This is a genomic window from Rhodonellum sp., from assembly GCF_030656585.1.
Classification (GTDB): Bacteria; Bacteroidota; Bacteroidia; order Cytophagales; family Cyclobacteriaceae; genus Rhodonellum; species Rhodonellum psychrophilum.
Window position 1 is genome coordinate 1 of record NZ_JAUSPP010000029.1, and the last position, 19,822, is coordinate 19,822.

Consider the following 19,822-nt stretch of genomic DNA (forward strand, 5'->3'; position numbering starts at 1 on the left):
CCCAAAAGTAACCAAAAGGCCAAGAAATTGGAATCCTCCTCCGCCCTTGGCCCACGCCGGCTCGGTCCAATTTCCTCCTCCCCACGTCCGAGGGAAGTTTAGTGGTAATTCCACACCCATGGCCTCTCTCCCCACAGACCACTCCTTGCCGTCCAATATCCGCCAAGCCTGAAGGGAATGAATTTGGTTAGCCCCGTATACAATGCGCTGGAAAAATGGTTCATATGGTTTACCAAGCCTGAAGGGCTTGAATAATGAAAAACTGTCCAAGATTGGGAAATAGGATTCCTTCTGTTGCTTTGCGTTTTTTCGATTGAAGTCCTGCTATTTTACTGAAATAATCTCGGTTTTTTGACTGGGGATTATTTCGGTTTGCTGTGAGTGGACAGTATTTAGTGTTCCCAATTCTTTCATGGAAAGGGAAAGCATGCCATATTGGGATTTCAGTTTGTGGAAATGCTGGAGGATTTTGGATAGTTCCCGCATGGAGTCTTCGGGATAATGACCGAAATTATGGGGATGCCACCAGAGGTGGTAAATTTGCCCGTGCTTGGCTGCATGGGTCATCTCTTGGAATATCCGGTTCAACCTCAATGTATTGATCAGGTTGTTGGATCCATAATAGGGTCTGAGCAATCGGGAAGCTGGCATCATCCAAGGTTCTAATTCCCCTTCCTTCTCCACTTCCTCCCAGGGATAGGAAGTCTGGCTTCCCATGGGCACGAAACAGTCCGCTGTCCGACTCAGTCGTTTCAACAAACTCCCGTGTTGGGTTTCTTGCCAAAACCAGTTTTTAGGATTTCCCCGCACCTGATCAAATCCCTCTTCTCCGCAAATCGCCAAATATTGGTGATTGAGATGATTTCTTGGAAAAACCAAAGATTTGAGTTGAATGCCGAATTTCTCCCCGGCAATTTTTTGGGCAGCCTGCAAGTCCATCCGAAATTGGTCCGGGGACTGCCCCCTGATCAGGGTATAAAAATGGGCAAAAGTATGGCTTCCGATTTCTTGGCCCGGGGTCTCCAGGATTCTTTTGATAAGGTCTGGCGCAAAATGAAGGTCAGGTTCTAAACCATGCTGTTTTTTCCATTCATACGCCGAATAGTTTTTGTTTCGGTAGGAAGGTTTGTGAATGGGAGAATAGTGGTGCCACTCCTCCTCATTTTCGGCAAAAAGCATCCCGACCGTCGCCCAGGTAACCTGGATTTCATTTTGGGCAAAAAGCTCCAGCAATTGGGGGATTACCTTGCGGGTTTTTAAGAAATATTCCTTATTGACGTTGTTGCCCACCTTGTCAAATATCCCCCAAAGGAGCTCAAAGTCCAGGCTGATGGTGAATACGGGTGGAGTCATAGGTGGGTAATGTTCGCTGAATGCATAATGGGGTGGTTTTTTGGGCAATTGGGTAATTAGCCTGATGCAATGTTAATAGTAAACTTGACTTTTCAATGCATTCTTTCTTTAAATTTTGAACTTTTCAGGTTTTAAAGTCAAAGAAGGAAGGTTCTGGTATCAAAAGATAGATTATTTGGATTCGGAAAGCTCGCGGTTGCGTTGCTCTTCTTCCACGATCCGGTTGTAGATCTCCAGCCGCTTGCGCATCTTGTTGGTTTTTTGCCAATCCATAAAGGCGATCACCACAAAGAGCATAAAGTACATGATCTGGCTTTTTTGGCGGATAATGATGCCCAGATTGGACATCACAAAAGTCATGGAAATAGAGATCGAGATGAATACGATTCCGGACATCTTCACCATGGCCGGTGCTCCCTTGATGAATTTGATGAAATCCTTATTCAGGACCCTGCTAAACATGTAGATATAGAGCAGGTTTTCCATGGAAACAAAAATTCCCAACAGGTTCGGTGAATCCACGAACAAGGGACGAAACCAGAAGGTAAACAATTTCATGGGTAAGCTGTAGGAACCCATATCGACGCCGGAACCTGCGGATTGAAGACGCTGGGCATTCAATCCGGATTCTTCCTCAAAACTCTCCACGATATTGTTCGGATCATAGCCCAAATAGGTCAGCAACTGATCATAGACCAATATACTGATCACGAGCCCGCCAATGGCAGTCAGGTATTTCTGATAAGCAGGCACCTTTTCCTTGCCCAGGATAAAGCCCACCCCCATCCCGATCACGATTGCAAACAGGATATGGGGCCGAACCATATAGGTCAACAGCCCCCCAATTGCCAAATGGGGGATCCTCTTTCCCGGCCAGGAAAGCCCATAAACCAAGAAGCCGATCCCACAAAAGATAACCGCTCCTTTCCCCAAGGAAGCAGTCCAAAAGTGCATATTGGGCAAAAACATGAAAATGGTAATGGCATCGTATCCCTCAAACTTGGGATTGAAACGAAGGTTCTCTTTGAAGAAAAGATAGAAATACACAAAGCCCAAAAAACCAAACCATGTAAAGAGGAACATGGTCATTTCATAGTTGAAATTCAGGTAGCGGACAAAAGGAAAGGCCATCCATTCCATAAAATCCGTTCCCGGACTGAAGGCAGATCCCCAAGTAGGCCAGTATTTAAGCGTTTTATTGTAGTAGTTGACAGAATCCGACCTTGCCACGAGGGTATAGGAATAGTAAATCCCCCCAAAAAGCATGTGGTACCAATACATTTGGTTGAGAAACCCAGCCTTGACAAATTTATGCCTTTGCTGGATACTGTTGAGGATCGGCTGGCTGACGCCGAAAAGAATGAAGATAAGGATAAAGGCGCCAAGCATTTTTTAAACCCGTGTTATGCATTCCAAACTCAATTAAAGGTTGTAATTGACTGATAATCAATTAGGTGTTGCGTATTTTTGACTTCACCCTATTGCTATCAGAAATTAGTCTCCCAAGAGTCTGATATTCTTGCAGATGAACCCCTTTTTTGAAACCAAATGCATATTACGGATTAAATATAGGGAAGAAATGGGGAATTGAAGGGATTCCTTACTTCATTTTTAAATTTTTGGATTCGTGATGGGTTTTCATTCCTTAATTTACTGAAAAACGAAGGTGATGAAGTTGGCAATGCATCAATGTCCTATCGGATTGTGAAGGGAAGCCTGAAGGGCCTGTCAGCCGGCAGAGGCAGGCTTCAACCTTGATTTGCCAGGGGTTGCAACCCGGGGGAATTGGTATGTCGTGGTTGTTTGTCTTTGGCAAAGGGAAAGGATTGAATCCCGAAGGTTTTTCGCCAAAGCAGGTGGTTATTATTTGTGGTGATTTTTTTCCTTTGTCACTTTTTCCTTGATGAAAAAGTAACCAAAAAATCAAGGCTGATATCTCTTCTTCAAATTGGGACGGGAATTCTTCACTTTATTGATTCCCTTCCAATTTGATTTTTGTCTGGCTTCTGCGAGCTAAAAATGAGTGGATCTTACTCGGTGAACCTTCGTAAGCTAACTCATTTTCTTCACGCTCTCCGATGCCTGCCAAAAACCGCAGATATATAGGCCGTCCTTTCATCCGGCGGAAGTTTGGTACGATGATAACGTTTCCTTCCGGTTAACCGTGGTCTGTGTCCCCACAGACCACTCCTTCCTTCCTTGGCGACCAATTATCACGAAGCCTGAAGGGCTTTAACCTTGAATTCCCACGGGTTGCAACCCGTGGGAATTGGTATGTCGTGATTGTTTCTTTTTGGCTAAAGAAAAAGATTGAATCCCGAAGGGTTTTCGCCAAAGCAGGTAGTTGACATTAATCGCAATTTTCTTTCTTTGTCACTTTTTCCTTGATGAAAAAGGAACCAAAAAATCAAGGCTTACATTTCTTCCTTAGTAACGTTTTTGCTTTATTGACATTTCTCAATTGGTCAAAATAGCAAATTGTTCTATATCAAATGCTTATGAGGTTTTAATCCTTCAACAGGAATGTAAGGATCGAGAATCCTGAAAGGTTTTCAATTTTCATTTACCTAAAGAAGAATCCGTAGAGATATGGAAAACTCTAGAGGCTATTGTTGGCTAAAGAAAAAAATCCAATAACGAGTAGATTTTTATTGACATAAAAAAGGAAATACTTAACATTATTGAAGTTATCAAAAGTGGTTCAAAAAGGAAGAAATTTGATTTATGGATCAAACGTGATTAATTTGTGCCTTCAATATAAAAAGTCAAAATGCGTACAATAAGCCCCAGTAATTTCCATAAAAAAATAGTGCTTCTCCTCGGATTGGTTTTTATTCTACATTTGAATACTGGAATGGCCCAAGTTCAGCCAACTTTAGGAGGATCTTCCAGATTAATGAATACGGCTTTGTCGGAAATGGAAAAAGGTGAATACGATAAGGCCAATGGATTATTTAGGCAAATCATCGATTCCAATCTGCCTATCCCCTCCGAGATGCCCTATTATTTTGCAGAGACCCTTTTTGAACTTCAGCAGTTTGACAACAGTGCCAATTTTTTGAACAAATATCTCGAAATCAATGGTTTTAAGGGGGATAATTACGATGCCGCTAAAAGACTTGAACAAAAACTTGAAAACCCGCTCAACGAGATCAAGGTTTGCCAACTTTGCGACCGGAGAGGCTATAGATACCAGCAGTGCTTCACCTGCGAAGGAACCAAGCAGATCGAACAAGAATGCAATTATTGCAAAGCAAAGGGCGTGATCGGCTGCAGCAGATGCGTGGGATCCGGCATGGTGACCAAAAGAAATGTCTTCAACATCGTCGAATATTTTGAATGCGACAGGTGCTCTGGCAAAGGCAGGCTGGAATGCCCCACCTGCAATGGCAGCAAAAAGGAAGTGAGTGCCTGTAGAACCTGCCAAGGATCGGGAAGGCTTCAATCGGATCACCTTTGTGACCACGAACCGGAAAAGGAAATCCAGCACCTTTCACAACTCTTTCACAAATTAAAATCACATGGAAACCCATAAAAAAAGTCCCTCAAAAGGGACTTTTTTTATTTCGTAAACCTGAGAAAGGAGATTTTTTTATTGGCAATACTTTTCAATGACTTCCTTGGCAGCTTCAAAATTCATTTTTAGCGCCAAATTGAGGTCTTCACAACCTGATTTTTTGCTTTTGGTGGCGATCTTCAACAAACCTCTGTAATAGAAAGCCTGTCCAAAATCCTTGTCCATCTTAATGGCAGCAGAGTATTCCCTGAGGGCTTCATCTGTGTTTCCCAACTGATGCAAAGCCCTTCCCTTTAAGAAATAGGCCATTGCTGGAGCTCCCGGTATTTCCACAGCATAGTCTGCATAAAGCAATGCCGCACTGTGGTTCTTCTGCTTTTGGTACACATTGGACAAGCTCATCAATACCTGAATATTTTTTGAATCCGATTCAAGTGCTTTCAGGAAATCTTTCTCCGCATTGGCAAAATCCCCAAGTTCCTCATAAGATCTTCCTCTATTGTAGAGCACTTTGACGTTTTTGGGATCATTGGTAAGGAATTTATCATAAGCCCCTATGGCTTTTTCATAATTTCCATCCGCGAAGTAACTATCGCCCTCTTTAGCGCCTCCCCCGGTACATGCCGAGAAGGAAACAACCAAAAGCATTGAAAAAGCAGCAATCCAATTTTTAAAATCCATTTTTCTTTTGTTCTATTTAAACTTAAACCGCAACATTGTTTTCCCTTAAGGCATTGTTCAGGGAGGTTTTCAGGTCGGTGGAGGCTTTTCTTTGACCGATGATCAAAGCACAGGGTACTTGAAATTCACCTGCAGGGAAGACTTTGGTGATGGATCCGGGAATGACTACAGACCGCTCCGGGACATACCCTTTGTATTCCACTGGTTCAGAACCGGTCACATCGATGATTTTGGAACTTGCGGTCAGCGTAACGCCTGCCCCGATGACAGCCTCTTTGCCTATTCTCACCCCTTCTACGATGATGGCTCTGGAGCCAATAAAGGCGCCGTCTTCAATGATCACAGGAGCAGCCTGAACAGGTTCCAACACACCTCCTATGCCCACACCACCACTTAAATGCACGTTTTTGCCTATCTGTGCACATGAGCCCACCGTCGCCCAGGTATCAACCATCGTGCCACTGTCCACATAGGCTCCTATATTGACATAAGAAGGCATCAAGATCACCCCATTGGCCAAGTAGGCTCCATATCTAGCCACGGCATGTGGAACCACCCTTACGCCTTTCTTTTCATAGTTTGTCTTGAGGGCCATCTTGTCATGGAATTCAAATGGACCCACCTGAATGGTCTGCATTTTCTGGATCGGGAAGTACATGATCACGGCTTTCTTGATCCAATCGTTCACCAGCCATTCGCCGGATGCTGTTGGTTCGGCAACCCTAAGGACACCCATATCCAAATCGCTGATGACGGTTTTGATGGCAATAACCACTTCTTTTTGCTTCAATAACTCCCTGTCGTCCCAGGCACTTTCGATGATCGTTTTTAAATCCATTTTTTTTCTTAGTTTCGCTTTGTTCAAAAATCCCTTGATGGAGAAGATTAAGATTGCCATCGCTTCCGTCCTCAAACCCCTTAAAGATCCCAGAGCGTATTGCCGTATGGGACTTTCATTGCGTGAAACAAATAAATACCGCATTAACATCATAGGATTTTCAACAAAAAAAGAAATAGATGAAGAAAACTTAAAATTCATCCCACTTTTTTGTCATTTCAGAACCCACTGGAAAAGGGCTTTGATAGGTGCCAAATTCATGGGGATCCTGCTGCGGGATACACCCCAAATACTGATCCTTTCCACCTACGAATTGATGGTGCCGGCTATCCTGCTGAAACCCTTTCTGAGGTACAAAATCATCTACGATCTGCAGGAAAACTATTCCCTCAATCTTGCCCACAACAAGAGCCAAAAGGGACTAAAAAAACATGTCTCCATCGGATTGGTGAAAGCCATCGAAACGGTGTCAAGTCCCTTTGTCGACCATTACTTTTTTGCCGAGAAATGCTATACTGAAGAGCTGAAAAACATCCGGAATTTCACCGTGTTGGAGAACCGATTCCATGGCCAAATCGTCCCCAAATTGGGCTATAAAATTGAATCGGGCAAGGGCTTGACCTTCTTGATTTCGGGAACATTGACGGAAGTTTATGGGACATTGGAAGGCATTCTTTGGTTCCAAAAGATCCAGGAAGGCTTCCCAAATTCCAAACTAAGAATTGTTGGACATGCTCCTTTGCCTTCCTATTTAAAAAAAATCAAACAGAAAACAGCAGGAAATCCAGCGATTGAAAGTCGGATTTCGGAATCCCCACTCCCCTATTCTACCATTTTGGAAAGCTACAAAGGGACTGATTTCTCAGTGATGCCCTATCATTTGCTGCCCAGTATTGCCCCAAAAATCCCAAGCAAATTGTATGAAAGTCTGGCCTTGGGTGTTCCGGTATTGCTGCCTCCAAACGCGATTTGGGCGGACATTTACCAACCCCTCCGGGCAGGTCTGTCCATCGATTTTTTGGATCTCGAGCATGCGGGCGCTCGGTTTTCATCGCTGTTGGAGCAGGATTTTTTTACTTCTCCCGTACCGGAAAGCGTCTTGTGGAAAAGCCAGGAACCTGAGTTTTTGGACCGCATCCGGAAACTTTCCGAAGAGCAAAATCCAATTGGGGAGTCATCCAATCCAGTTTAAATCCGCTTCATTTTTCACCCCTAAAACCCCAGTGATTTTTTTCCTTTCATTTATCTTCCGGCTGCTTTATTTCTGATAAGGCAAGTAGGCAATCTGATTGCTTGAACTCAGTTTTGGGAGATATATAAAGAGCCGGCAAGCAGAAAAAAGAGGAACCCCCAAGCCCGCCATTCTCCAAAGACTTCCGGCTGAGCAACATTTTTTGCGCAACAGAAAATAAAAAGCAGGACCCCATTTCGGGATCCCAGAAGAGCCATTCTCTTTCAACAACCCATTTTTGAACACAAGCAACTTATCCACGTCAAGTGAAAAAGTTATCCACTCAAGCCCTTAAATGGAAACCCCCATTTTCACAGCGGAAACCTTTTAACCTTTACTTGAAGGGCTATTTTTAAGACACAAATACAAACACAAAATACTATATAACAGGTATTTAACAGGTTTATTACTATTGACTAAATATTTTTTTAGACAACTCTAAAACCATTCCCACATCCCAAACCGAGTTATCCACAGGCGATTTAGTCTATATAAAACTATTTTTTAGTATCGTCTAAATCTCTATATTTGCGTATCGAACCCTATTCCGTATGACAAACCTCACCTACGCAGAAGAGAATTATTTAAAGGCCATCTACCAACTTTCCGAGGAAGGAAAGAAGGGCGTTTCCACCAACGACATCGCTGCGGAAATGAAAACCAAGCCCGCCTCCGTCAGTGACATGCTGCGGAAACTTGGTGAAAAAGAAGTGATCGAATACCGGAAATATTACGGCGTTCACATCACCGAAGAAGGCAAAAAATTTGCTTTAAGGACGATCCGAAAGCACCATCTTTGGGAGGTGTTTTTGGTGGACAAATTGAAGTTTTCCTGGGACGAGGTCAATGCCGTTGCCGATGAATTACAGCACATCAAATCCAAAATCCTGATCCAAAGACTGGACGAATACCTGGGGTTTCCCAAGTTCGATCCCCATGGTGATCCCATCCCGGATGAGTACGGAGATGTCCGCGCCCGCCCCCGACTTCCCCTCAACGAACTCTCCATTCTTGACACCGGACAGATCGTCGCGGTCAAGGACAACAGCTCGGCATTCCTCAAATACCTGGACAAGGTCGGCGCCTATATCGGGGCACGGATCAAGGTCCTGGAAAAAGTGGAATTCGATGGCTCCATCGAAATCATGGTGGATAACAAAAAGACATTGTTCATGTCAAAAGAAGTCGCTGCAAATATTTTGATCATGCAGTAAGATTTTGAAAAAATGACGGCTACCCGAACTTCGATTTGGAGAATGCCGTTCCTTTATGGAAATTCGTAATTCAAGAAATCCGATGAAAAAAATATCCTTCCTTTTTATACCTCTCCTGTTGGGCGCACTTACCCTTCAGGCACAAGACAAAATCAACTGGCTGACTTTCGAGGAAGCCGCGGCCAAAACCGCTGAAAATCCCAGGATGATCTTGGTGGATGTCTACACCGATTGGTGCGGCTGGTGCAAAAAAATGGACAAGGAAACCTTCACCAATCCTGCCGTGATTGCCTACATCAACAAGAGCTTTTATCCTGTAAAACTCAATGCAGAAAACAGCAGCCGAAAATTCAATTTCAAAGGCCGGGAATACACCGAAGAAACCATGGCCCGCGCCTTTCGGGTAAACTCCTTTCCCAACTTTATCCTCATGGATCCGGTGATGGAAAACATCACCCAAATGCCCGGCTACAGACTGCCGGATGATTTCCTTACAGGCCTGGATAATCTGGTCCAAAAGTTCAGCAAGTAAACATGAGTTTTTCCCTTCACGAGCATTCAGACACCATCGTCGCCTTGGCCACTCCGCAGGGGGTTGGCGCCATCGCGGTCATCCGACTTTCAGGAAAAGAAGCCCTTCGGCTAACGAACAAAGTTTTCAAAGGCAAGAACCTTGAAAAGCAGGATTCCCACACCATCCATTTCGGAACCATTCGGGACGGTGACAAGATCATCGACGAAGTATTGGTCTCCCTCTTTGTTGCCCCCAAATCCTTCACCAAGGAAAATGTTGTGGAAATCTCCACGCATGGTTCGTCCTATATCGTAAACCAGGTGATCAAATTATTGATCAGGAATGGCGCCAGGCCAGCCAAACCCGGTGAGTTCACCCAGAGGGCATTCCTGAACGGACAGTTCGACCTTGCCCAAGCAGAGGCCGTCGCAGACCTGATCCACTCCGATTCCGAGACCTCCCATCAGGCAGCGATGCATCAGATGCGTGGCGGGTTCAGTGGGGAAATCCAAAAGCTGCGTGCTGAGCTGATCCATTTTGCCAGCATGATCGAATTGGAACTGGATTTTGGTGAAGAGGATGTAGAGTTTGCCAGCAGAGATGACTTGCGCATTTTGGTGGAGAAATTGCTTCGGGCGGTGGAACTGCTGATCGGAAGTTTCGACTTGGGCAACGTGATCAAAAACGGGGTACCCACGGTGATCGCGGGAAAGCCCAATGCCGGAAAATCCACCTTGCTCAATGCCTTGCTCAACGAGGAAAAAGCCATCGTCTCGGAAATTGCCGGCACCACCCGTGATTTCATCGAGGATGAAATCAACATTGGTGGCGTGATTTTCAGGTTTATCGACACGGCCGGATTGCGGGAAACGACGGACATCATCGAGTCCATCGGGGTGAGCCGCACGCATGAAAAAATGAAGTCTGCCTCTTTGATCCTGTACCTCTTTGACCTGACCGACACGGATCTGTTAGAGATCGAAACAGACATTGCCAAGCTGGAGGATCTCGGTGTCCCTTTTGTTAAAGTTGCCAATAAGATGGACAAAGGCAATCCCAATTTAATCAGCACTTTAAAGACAAAATATCCCGACACTATTTTTATTTCCGCAGGGCAAAAAGAGAATCTGGAAGCCCTAAAAGACCGTGTGCTCGAACTGGTGAATCTGGACAAATTCAGAACCGGAAACACGATCGTAACCAATATCCGTCATTACGATTCCTTGATGAAAACCAGGGATTCCCTGCTTGACATCCTCCAAGGTTTGGAGATCCAGATTACCAATGATTTCCTGGCGATGGACATCCGGAGATCACTCCACTTCCTGGGAGAAATCACCGGCGAGATCACCACGGATGATCTGTTGGAGAATATTTTCAGGAAGTTTTGCATCGGGAAGTAACCAACCGGACTTTAGGATTTAAATTCCAGTAAATGCGGGTTTTAACTAAGTTTTGCTTGATCAAACCTACAAGATTATTTTTATCCTTTCACTCAATTGTATGGTGTAACGTTCTTTAAATTCCTGTGAAAGAAAGCTGTTTTGAATCATCTGCAGCCAAGATTTTTGGGATTTGATCATTTTATTGAAGATGTTTTCTTGTTGTTTTTCATCCAGACCAGCCGAGGTAAAGGCTAATCTGAAATCACTTTTTCGGATCCTGTTTTTTTTCCCGTTCAGCGTGAGGGCAAGCTCCTCCTCGTCCGCCGGGTTGACAATGGCCGTATTGAGCAGATCATAGGCCGGGCTGAGTACAGGTCCTAGACCAGGTTGGTAAATCAGGGAGAAATTCTTGAGATGCATATCAGCATTGCCGGTGAGGAAACAGAACAGGACCTGTTCATAAAAATTGACCAGATCCAAACCGGGTGCTTTGGAATAGTTAAGGATGGCTTTTGCTATTTGTTCGTAGGATCCTCTGTACTTGTCCTCCGTCAACCGTTGTGTCAGTTGACACATATCTTCCATGTGTATCTTTCCTTTATTCGTCCGGTCAATCCTTTTGGTGATGTAGGCAAGCTTGCCCGATTGCATCCGGATAAGCGCATGGGGTACAACCTTAATTTTCGCTATTTCGGCCAGGTGCATGGTCAGGTCTTCTACTTCTGGAAGCTGTGGATAGATGGTGGATGCAGGTTTTAGAATATAGCCACCCCATAAACCTACAATCGTAAAACGCTTTGGGCCATCTTTATCTGAGGAAATATGAAGAGACAACTTGGGTTGAACTCCGGTCAAAGCCGTATGGTTTTCAATTACAGTTCTTGCCAAAGGCTCCAACTCCTGCTCACTGTAAGGAAGCTCAGGAGCTATAGCCGTTCCAAAAATCTTTCTGCTGCATCTGGGATGAAAATCAATTTCAGATTCTACCAAAGTCTGGTAACAGTACAGACATTTATTGACCATCAGGGTTTTCATTTTGGTGGATGACACTGACCGCTCCAATGGTATCTTTACAGCACAACAGCAAAAGGCCCATACGGTCCCGGGAATCCAGTTTCCAATTTTTCTCTGCGATATCAAGCAGCCATCCTTCCGGTATCAAACCGTCGAAAAACGGGAACATTGTAAGTGAGTGGTAAGGCGCAGATTGTAAGGGCAGCGTAAGGCTAACTGGCGCTACCCCTTCCCTATGGAGATATTCCTGTATATAGGTAAACTGGTATCCCGTATCGTTCTGTACCAGATTCCCCGCCAAAAACTCATGCATATAGACATCCGCAATTCTACTACTTATCATGGTTTTGCTCAGATTTGGGTACTGGTCCAAGTTCATATCCAAACATCGACAATACCTGGTTCACTTTATCCATTTTCAGTGTTTCCTTACCCTGCTCCAGATCTCTGAGAAACCGAAGGCCCACCCCCGCTTTACTCGCCAATTCAGGCTGGGTCAGCTTCACTGCATTTCTTTTTTCCTTGACAAACTTGGCCAATCCCATATCCTATACCCCTTCGGGTGTTAATTAAGGTAAATATACAAATATATACCTGATAGGGTATATTTAACAGAAATAAAAAATTTAATATACCTTTACGGGTATAAATTTTGGTGATACATCTAAAGTATACCCTAAAAGGTATAAATATTTTCTTGAACGTTGGAAAGAATGTTTGAAAGTGAGTTCAGAGATGGACTGGATCCAAAAAAAGTTACTCAAAGTATGAGCAGAAAAGGGAACTGTTGGGACAGTGCGGTGGCGGAAAACTTCTTCAAAATCCTGAAATCAGAAACAGGATAGAGGAAGTACAAATCGGTAAAGGAAGCAAAACAGGAGCTGTTTGAATTTATTAAAATATGGTACAACAGAATCCGGAGACACTCTTCCCTAGGATATCTTTCACTGGAACAATTTAGAAAAATCAACAAAAAAATGCTGCATAAGGAAATCAAAAAGGTCTGACCTCGAAATTGTCAGGGTGATTTTATTTCAAGTCGCACTAACAATTTGAGGAGCCCACGGCAGGCGACGGGAATCAATAAATCAATGGGCTAAATATATTTGTCCATTTTATTGTTGCAAATCCACATCACTTGAAAAACCCTTTTGGATTTTAAATGGATAAGCTACATGCCAATGGATTCACATTATCACCCATAGTTGAGTTTTCCATGGCCAAATTCTTAAAGTGATTGTTCAGTCTATTTCCTTTCAAATCCATAATTTTTTCTAAAATATTCAAAACAGGACTAATTAAGATTCCGCCAATTAAAAGTTTCTAAATGGTTTGTTTAGGTGAATAATTATAAGAAAATAATGCAGATTATAACCACATTAATCCTTAAGTTATTAAACCCAATGAGCCAAAAGCATAGCTTAACACATATCTGTTTGTGCTCCATCAAGTGTTGCAGACTTTTCAATTATTTTCTTGTCTTTTGAATAATCTTATTTAAGACAATTTTTTTACCCTCTTACCACCAACGATCCGAATAAAAGTCCATTTTTATGGCGTTTAATCTTTGGAATAGACTTTATTCTTGTTCTATTTCAACGCATTCACATCATACATCTTTCCTTATATAAATATCTATCGCTCAACGCTTATAGGCCGAACAGATGCTCTTTAGGCAAAGTTAAATCCTGCCAGCAATGCTGCTGTGGTGGAATTGTCAACATCTATTCCAGCAACCCAACCTCCAATATCGACAGATTCCGGTGATTGGCCGACAAGCTTCAGAAATGTTAGTTTTAATGCTTGGATATCTGTTGAAACACGATAGTCATATCCACCCGGAGGTGCGGGAGCGACTTGGGTATCGGGGTGCATAAATTCTCTGGTACCTTCCGCTGTGGGAGAGTTGAATACTCCTCCAACCATAAGCGCTGCTGTGCCAAAATCTATAAGTTTGGGTGCTCCCGTACTGTCAATCATAATATTATCAGGCTTTATATCTCGATGTAGATAATTGTTCGCATGCATATGGACGACTGCATTTAGAGTACCCCTAATAAGATTGATTACCGATGCCCTCGGGATTTTTCCAGCTTTTATTATTCCCGAAACATCCCCTTCCATTTTTTCCTGAACCATGTAGGCTTTGAGTTTTCCGTCTTTCCCCGGTCTTATTCCTGCGGCTTCTGTTGCAACTATATTTGGGTGGTCAAGGACGCCTCCTTGTCTGGTCAGTGTGGCCTCTCTCCTTATTCCACTTAATTCTCCGGTCAAACCTGGCGCCATTTCTGAAGCTAAGTCAGCAGGAAGGGCATATGGGTCATCAATTGCGCCAACCCTTGCAGGGCTTGCGGCCACATTTTTTTCTGTTCGCAGGCGTATTTTCTTGACAAATTTGGTTTGGTCGCCAACCTTTCCAAATTTTCCGTATCCAAATCCACCCTTACCCAGCCCTTGTTCTTTTTTAGTTTCAGGATTAATCCTGTTATGCAATTCTAAGTTTGTTCCTCCTTCAAAACCGAGAACGGTCGCTTTCTTGGCAGAGCTAAATAGCCCTCCCTTTCCTACAGGGCCGCCTGCTTCTTCCGTTCTGGTGGGCATCATAAAATGAACCTGTAAATTGTTTATTGCCAGCTCTATCGGAGGGATTTCGGCGGCAGTGGCATGCATCATAAGAGGTGCCAATGCCATACTGCCATCTGGATTTTGGGATCTAAGTAAGTTTTGCTTGGTTTGCTTCTCTTCTTGCAAACGTTCCAGTAATTCACTGGCTTCTTTGATTCTTTGAAGGACTGCCCAATCACCTGTTGCAATCAGGGCGTTGGATTCTGCAATTAAAGCAGCAGCGTTCCTTCCTCCCGCAGGAGGCGCAACATAGGCTGCGATGATTGCTGGCCAATGCAGATCGATGACCGTAGGGGGAACGCCAACTCCTCCTGGCCCTCTTGCCGTAATGACATTTGCCCAATTGACTATCGTTGGATCATAGACTTGCGCAAGGGCTATCGCAGCGGCTTCCGTCCTTTGTACTGTGGCCATTTGCTTTATTGGAATCCTGTCAAGGGAATTATTGTTGATATCTGCCTTGGTTTTTTGATTCGAATCCAATGCCTGCTTTCCCATGATATCAGCCTCTTTTTCCAAACCTGCATCATCATTGATATTCACCTTACCCTTCATTTGCAGGGTGGGCTTTACCCTACCCTGCTTTTGCTGTACCACATGCCAGGCCTCATGGGGCAGGTGCTTTTCTTGACCTGGCCCCAAATGAATAGCTGTTCCTTTTGCATAAGCATGTGCTTGCAGCTGAGCAGGTTTGGCAGAATTTCGATGTACCTTTACATCATCCAATGACATCCCTGAAAGGTTTTCCAACCCTGTTTTTAAATGATCAGGCAAACCTGTTTTGTTCTGTTTCTTTTGGATAGATTCAAATTTACCCTGTAAAAGCCCTTCTTCTTCTAATCCTTGTTTTTGGATGGGTTGGGCAACATGATTGTCCGCCACAGCCCGGAATTGAGCAGCTTGTTTTGTATGTTGACTATGGTTAGGCATGTCCTGAAAGGCTTTCAACTGCATTGCTCTCGGACTATTCTTGGCCATCTCTTGCAGCTTTCTTTGTGCAACAGCCTCAAGTCTGTTGTCCACAAATTGAAAAGGAGATTCACTACTGCTCTGCATCTGTCGTTTAGCAACAGGAGCCGACTGGCACTTATTTTTCTGTGGTTTATCAGCGTGCGTATTCATTTTTTTTCCAAGGTGATGATCTACTCCCTACAATACAAAGTGGTTTAAACGCAATTCAGGTAAAAAATAACTATTTTATTCGATAATCCAAAATTGCATATCAAACAAAGTTGGATGGAACCTCCCGGATTATGGGTATTCATTTGCCCTAGTTTTGGACGAAGATGACTGTAAATTCCTTGGGAATTTTCTTTTTTTGTTGTGTTTGATCTGTTTTTTCATGTTTGGTGATTGTTTATGGGCATACCTTTTCCCGACAGGTGACTGCCTTGGTTTGTTTCATACAAAATCTCAAAGAACACCCAAATTAATCCATTTCAGGGGATTCCCTCATCCCGATGTGGTTATTCAAAAACCATTAATCCATTTTTTTCATCAAGAAAATGGAAAGGCGTATAATCTTTTAATTTGATGAGGATGAGGGAATCCAAAACAGCAACCTTATCAAGAAAATTACTCGTCCTGAATTCCATGATAAACGTAACCGAGTCGATTCTGATACCAAAAAATAAGCATGTGGATCTCTTTTTAGACCAGGATAAGGCAGGAAAAAGGTACCCTCAAAACCTTGAAAGAAACCCTTCCCCAATTCTTGGACTCAGAAAATTCCATTTATCCCTTCGAGGTTTTACCTGCGCATTTGAATTTGGGCTTGGGGAGAAACGTGGACCAGTAGGTGGAATGGCTTGATTTATGAGGGGAGATTCGTTTAATGATTAATCCATTGGGGCAAATCAAGCTAGCATTCCAATCGGAATGCAAACAGTGATACGGGATCGATTTCGGTGGCAACAAATCTAAATCTTTCTTCCTTAAACCTAAAATATTACGTAAAACACCAATAAATGAAATTGAAGTCTAATCTTCATGCTGCGTTTCGTCAGCATTGTGATTCAACTGATGCTTTATCAACACTTTGACATAATGCCTATTGCGGCGTTCCTTATTCGCATCGGCCCTCTTGTCATTGCGTTTGTCTCTAACAATCTGTTCTAAATCATTGAGGTATTCCAGTTTTTTCACATCGTTGATTGACGTTCTTTTTGGCATTTGGATAGGATTAGATCTTTTCGGTTGGTCCTTTTTTTGGCTTGGATTCGTAACACACTTGGCCTTCCATTGGTTGAACTTCATGTATTTTTTGGCGTCATATAGCCGATTACCCCAATACCCAAGCATACATTTTGGAAACCCTTTTAATGCCGTTCACCCTTCCAGGTGCCACCATAACGGTAATTTGATTCACCTTTTACCTTATTGCAGCAATCGGTACAGATAAAAATCCAGATTTTGCCTTTTGTTACTTGCACTCTATAAAGTGTGGTCTCTTCTTTTTGACATAAGGCGCAGATTTTGGTTTTCATCTTCTTGGTAGGATTGGTTTTACAAAACCGAGAACCACCAACAAAGTTCAAAGCTAAAACCGAATTTACATCCTCATTCAAGCCTAACAAAAAGTGTCAATTTCGATGCTTATTGAGCTGTATCCATGGAAGGAAAGTGAAAGAAGTCCTAAACCTCCTCTATCCTCATAACCCTCTTCATTCCCTGAACTGATATGCATCCCTACAACACGAAATTGAAAACCCAACGATTCAAAGTGAGCCGCTTGCACGTTACGAGTTGGCACGATCTCATCTGGGAGGATGCCATCTCAAATGAAATACTTGACAGACTGATCCAAATCTCCCACAGAAAGGAACGAAAAGGAGAAAATCTCATGAAAAAATGTAAAACTGTTAGCTTAATAGATTGTAAAACCCAACCTATTTTTAGAAGGGTCAATATAGTCCGGAATATCCACCTGATGAGTGATCGGGAAATTCAAAACTGTTCCCGTATCAAGGAAGGTGATTTGGCACTGAATTCCCTAGGGAACATAACCAAGACGATTCCCCTACTAAAAAAATTTCTCACCATCAATTTTCAATTGTTCATTACCGATTTTGCTGTCTGATACCGATAATAGAATGTTGCTTTATCTGCTTGTTTTTCAGACGCATCAGGAAGTTCCATTTCGGATCTTCAATGGATAAGTCTTTAATTGGCAATTTGCATGCAACTGTTAAGCTTTAATAATTCAATGTCAACCCTACTCCAAATCCCATATCACTGTCATAATGTGTTCTAAAACCAAAGTTTTTACCCGCAATATAATTCAGGCCTACCATATATTCTTTGTCCGTATTGACCATAAAGCCAGCTCTTATTCTTTTGGTTATTGGGATGTCCTCCCGCCTCAATTGAATTCTGACATTCCCATCGTGGTACACTTCGGTTTGCAGAATAACGAGCATTGGTAATGTGTATGCAACACCTACACTAAATTGTGTCCGTTTGTCTTTGGTGCTTTTCTGTCCGAATAGATTTTTTTCAATTTCATTGCGTCCTAACTTTCTATACCGCCAATCAAACCCAACAAAAGGCATTAGCCATTGCATCTTGCCTATGTATCTTCCTATGTGGGTTTCTGATTCGTATCCGTGCATATCGTTGTACCCTAAACGCCATTCAGTACCAAAACTCCAACGCGTATTCTGTACCATTGCCATACCGTCATTTCCATTGGTGGCAAAGTCATTTTGCACCATAAAATGAAGTTGATTGCTTTCGCTTTGTAATTTTTTGTAAGCCCATTTTTTATCGGGTAACAATGGATTGGGTTCTTGCTCTTCGTAACTGAAAACCCGGTTCATTCCTGCCATCATGTGATAGAGAATATGACAATGAAAAAACCAGTCGCCTTCTACATTGGCTTCAAACTCAATTACGTTGGTTTCCATTGGCATGATATCCATTACGTTTTTGAGCGGAGCGTACTCCCCTTTCCCGTTGATTACCCTAAAATCATGTCCGTGCAAGTGCATTGGGTGACGCATCATGGAGTTGTTGAACATTGTGATTCTTACAATCTCTCCTTTCTTTATCAAAATTTTATCGGATTCCGCAAGCACCTTATTGTCCATACTCCATACATAGCGGTTCATATTTCCGGTTAATTCAAACCTTAATTCCCTGATTGGTGCATCTTTTGGCAAAGTGGTAATGGTTGGTGATTTTAACATCGCATAATTGAGGGTTACAATATCCGAATTACCTGAACCGTGTTTGGAATGGTCCATATTCTCCATCTCCATTTCTGGCATTTCATCCATTTTCATGGGTTTCTTCTCACCTGAAATTTCGGGATACATGACCGTGTTCATATCCATTTGCTGAAGGCTCATATTCATTCCCATATCGTTCATATCGCCATTCATCTTCATCATACCGTTCATCATCTTCATGCCTTCAAAATATTTCAGTTTGGGCAATGGACTGACCAATTGTTTGATGCCTGAGCCGATGTAAATGGAAGCGGATTTGGTTCTGTCCTCTGCTGTGGCAAGAAACTCATAGGAAGTATTTTCAGCGGGAATGGTCACGATGACATCATAGGTTTCCGACACGCCAATAATCAACCTGTCGACTTCCACAGGATCTACATCGTTGCCGTCATTGGCTATGACGGTCATTTTGCCGCCTGCATAGGTTAGCCAAAAATAGGAGGACGCACCACCATTTGAGATTTGCAACCGTACGCTATCCCCTGCTTTGAATTGGGATAGTTGGCTTTCATTGTTGCCGTTTATTAGAAATTTATCGTAATAAATATCGCTTACATCCATTGCCAACATTCGTTTCCATTCGTTGGTGAGTTTGGTTTTAAAATGACCTTCTCGTATGGCTTCGGAATAACTTTGGGTTGTTCCCTTTTTGATAGCAAACCAATCGGAAGCATTGTGCAACATTCGGTGTACGTTTTCGGGTTTGTAGTCTGTCCATTCGCTTAAAATAATGGGGATCGTCGGCAAATCGTCAATGTCTTTTCTGAATGTCGGGTCGTCATCCCGTTTTTTCAATATCATGGAGCCATACATTCCTATTTGTTCTTGAAGTCCACTGTGGCTGTGATACCAATGCGTACCATGCTGGATTATTGGGAAGGTATATTTGTGTGTTGTGCCTGGTTCAATGGGCATTTGTGTCAGAAAAGGAACGCCATCTTCCTTGTTGGGCAAAAACAAGCCATGCCAATGTAAAGAGGTGCTTTCTTTGAGTTGGTTATGTACATAAATTTCTGCTGTATCACCTTTTGTGAAAGTAAGTGTTGGCATTGGTATTTGTCCATTTACAGCAATTGCCCGCCTTTCTTTGCCTGAAAAATTGACAAGGGTATCTTTTACATACAGGTCGTAACGGACTACCTTTTGTGCAAAAAGTGAGTTCGTTACCAATAGCACTATGGCTATTGGCAACAACTTTTTATAAATATTATTTTGTGTCAT

General features: G+C 42.9%; 16 protein-coding genes and 1 pseudogene. 7 read left to right on the forward strand and 10 right to left on the reverse strand.

Features of this window, described 5'->3' with window-relative positions:
• Nucleotides 1-324 precede the first annotated feature (324 nt).
• Both Q7J63_RS06840 and Q7J63_RS06845 read right to left on the reverse strand, forming a co-directional pair.
• Nucleotides 325-1,353: a polysaccharide deacetylase family protein gene (locus Q7J63_RS06840; protein ID WP_304884927.1), complete on the reverse strand. Its 1,029-nt coding sequence runs from the start codon at nucleotides 1,351-1,353 to the stop codon at nucleotides 325-327.
• Nucleotides 1,354-1,524: 171 nt separating this feature from the next.
• Entirely contained in the window at nucleotides 1,525-2,742 is a 1,218-nt protein-coding gene (locus Q7J63_RS06845; protein WP_304884928.1) for a hypothetical protein, read from the reverse strand.
• Nucleotides 2,743-4,123: 1,381 nt separating this feature from the next.
• Here Q7J63_RS06845 and Q7J63_RS06850 point away from each other — a divergent pair.
• Nucleotides 4,124-4,888 (forward strand): molecular chaperone DnaJ, encoded by a 765-nt coding sequence (locus Q7J63_RS06850; protein WP_304884929.1) that lies wholly within the window; start codon nucleotides 4,124-4,126, stop codon nucleotides 4,886-4,888.
• A 57-nt stretch (nucleotides 4,889-4,945) separates the two neighbouring features.
• On the opposite strand, the gene Q7J63_RS06855 is transcribed toward Q7J63_RS06850, so the two are convergent.
• Entirely contained in the window at nucleotides 4,946-5,551 is a 606-nt protein-coding gene (locus Q7J63_RS06855) for a tetratricopeptide repeat protein (protein WP_304884930.1), read from the reverse strand.
• Nucleotides 5,552-5,573: 22 nt separating this feature from the next.
• Entirely contained in the window at nucleotides 5,574-6,389 is an 816-nt protein-coding gene (locus Q7J63_RS06860) for a 2,3,4,5-tetrahydropyridine-2,6-dicarboxylate N-succinyltransferase (RefSeq protein WP_019600175.1), read from the reverse strand.
• Nucleotides 6,390-6,426: 37 nt separating this feature from the next.
• Between Q7J63_RS06860 and Q7J63_RS06865 the strand changes: the two genes are divergently transcribed.
• From Q7J63_RS06865 to mnmE, 4 genes are all read left to right on the forward strand, one after another.
• Nucleotides 6,427-7,581, forward strand: coding sequence for a hypothetical protein (locus Q7J63_RS06865; protein ID WP_304884932.1), 1,155 nt, complete (start codon nucleotides 6,427-6,429; stop codon nucleotides 7,579-7,581).
• A gap of 590 nt (nucleotides 7,582-8,171) precedes the next feature.
• On the forward strand, nucleotides 8,172-8,834 hold the full coding sequence (locus Q7J63_RS06870; RefSeq protein WP_019600172.1) for a metal-dependent transcriptional regulator: 663 nt from the start codon (nucleotides 8,172-8,174) through the stop codon (nucleotides 8,832-8,834).
• 82 nt (nucleotides 8,835-8,916) lie between these two features.
• Nucleotides 8,917-9,366, forward strand: a complete 450-nt coding sequence (locus tag Q7J63_RS06875; protein ID WP_026333865.1) for a thioredoxin fold domain-containing protein — start codon at nucleotides 8,917-8,919, stop codon at nucleotides 9,364-9,366.
• A 2-nt stretch (nucleotides 9,367-9,368) separates the two neighbouring features.
• Entirely contained in the window at nucleotides 9,369-10,751 is a 1,383-nt protein-coding gene (gene mnmE, locus Q7J63_RS06880) for a tRNA uridine-5-carboxymethylaminomethyl(34) synthesis GTPase MnmE (RefSeq protein WP_304884935.1), read from the forward strand.
• Nucleotides 10,752-10,817: 66 nt separating this feature from the next.
• Here mnmE and Q7J63_RS06885 read toward each other — a convergent pair whose 3' ends face one another.
• The 3 genes from Q7J63_RS06885 to Q7J63_RS06895 are packed head-to-tail and all read right to left on the reverse strand — an operon-like array spanning nucleotide 10,818 to nucleotide 12,292.
• Complete coding sequence (locus Q7J63_RS06885) at nucleotides 10,818-11,768, reverse strand: HipA domain-containing protein (RefSeq protein WP_304884937.1); 951 nt, start codon at nucleotides 11,766-11,768, stop codon at nucleotides 10,818-10,820.
• Entirely contained in the window at nucleotides 11,746-12,090 is a 345-nt protein-coding gene (locus Q7J63_RS06890; protein WP_304884939.1) for a HipA N-terminal domain-containing protein, read from the reverse strand. Before Q7J63_RS06890 ends, Q7J63_RS06885 begins: the two co-directional genes overlap by 23 nt.
• Complete coding sequence (locus Q7J63_RS06895; protein ID WP_019600167.1) at nucleotides 12,080-12,292, reverse strand: helix-turn-helix transcriptional regulator; 213 nt, start codon at nucleotides 12,290-12,292, stop codon at nucleotides 12,080-12,082. Before Q7J63_RS06895 ends, Q7J63_RS06890 begins: the two co-directional genes overlap by 11 nt.
• 168 nt (nucleotides 12,293-12,460) lie before the next feature.
• Between Q7J63_RS06895 and Q7J63_RS20850 the strand changes: the two genes are divergently transcribed.
• Together Q7J63_RS20850 and Q7J63_RS20855 are read left to right on the forward strand one after the other, a co-directional pair.
• Nucleotides 12,461-12,592, forward strand: coding sequence for a hypothetical protein (locus Q7J63_RS20850; protein ID WP_370691875.1), 132 nt, complete (start codon nucleotides 12,461-12,463; stop codon nucleotides 12,590-12,592).
• 15 nt (nucleotides 12,593-12,607) lie between these two features.
• Nucleotides 12,608-12,754: pseudogene (locus Q7J63_RS20855) on the forward strand (IS3 family transposase); the annotation flags it as partial.
• 664 nt (nucleotides 12,755-13,418) lie between these two features.
• On the opposite strand, the gene Q7J63_RS06905 reads toward Q7J63_RS20855, so the two are convergent.
• The 3 genes from Q7J63_RS06905 to Q7J63_RS06915 form a co-directional block, all read right to left on the reverse strand.
• Nucleotides 13,419-15,494: a DUF4157 domain-containing protein gene (locus Q7J63_RS06905; protein ID WP_304884942.1), complete on the reverse strand. Its 2,076-nt coding sequence runs from the start codon at nucleotides 15,492-15,494 to the stop codon at nucleotides 13,419-13,421.
• Nucleotides 15,495-16,352: 858 nt separating this feature from the next.
• Nucleotides 16,353-16,544, reverse strand: coding sequence for a hypothetical protein (locus Q7J63_RS06910; RefSeq protein WP_304884944.1), 192 nt, complete (start codon nucleotides 16,542-16,544; stop codon nucleotides 16,353-16,355).
• Between the two features lie 1,022 nt (nucleotides 16,545-17,566).
• The gene (locus tag Q7J63_RS06915; RefSeq protein WP_304884946.1) at nucleotides 17,567-19,822 is read right to left on the reverse strand and encodes a multicopper oxidase family protein; all 2,256 of its coding nucleotides are present in this window, start codon (nucleotides 19,820-19,822) and stop codon (nucleotides 17,567-17,569) included.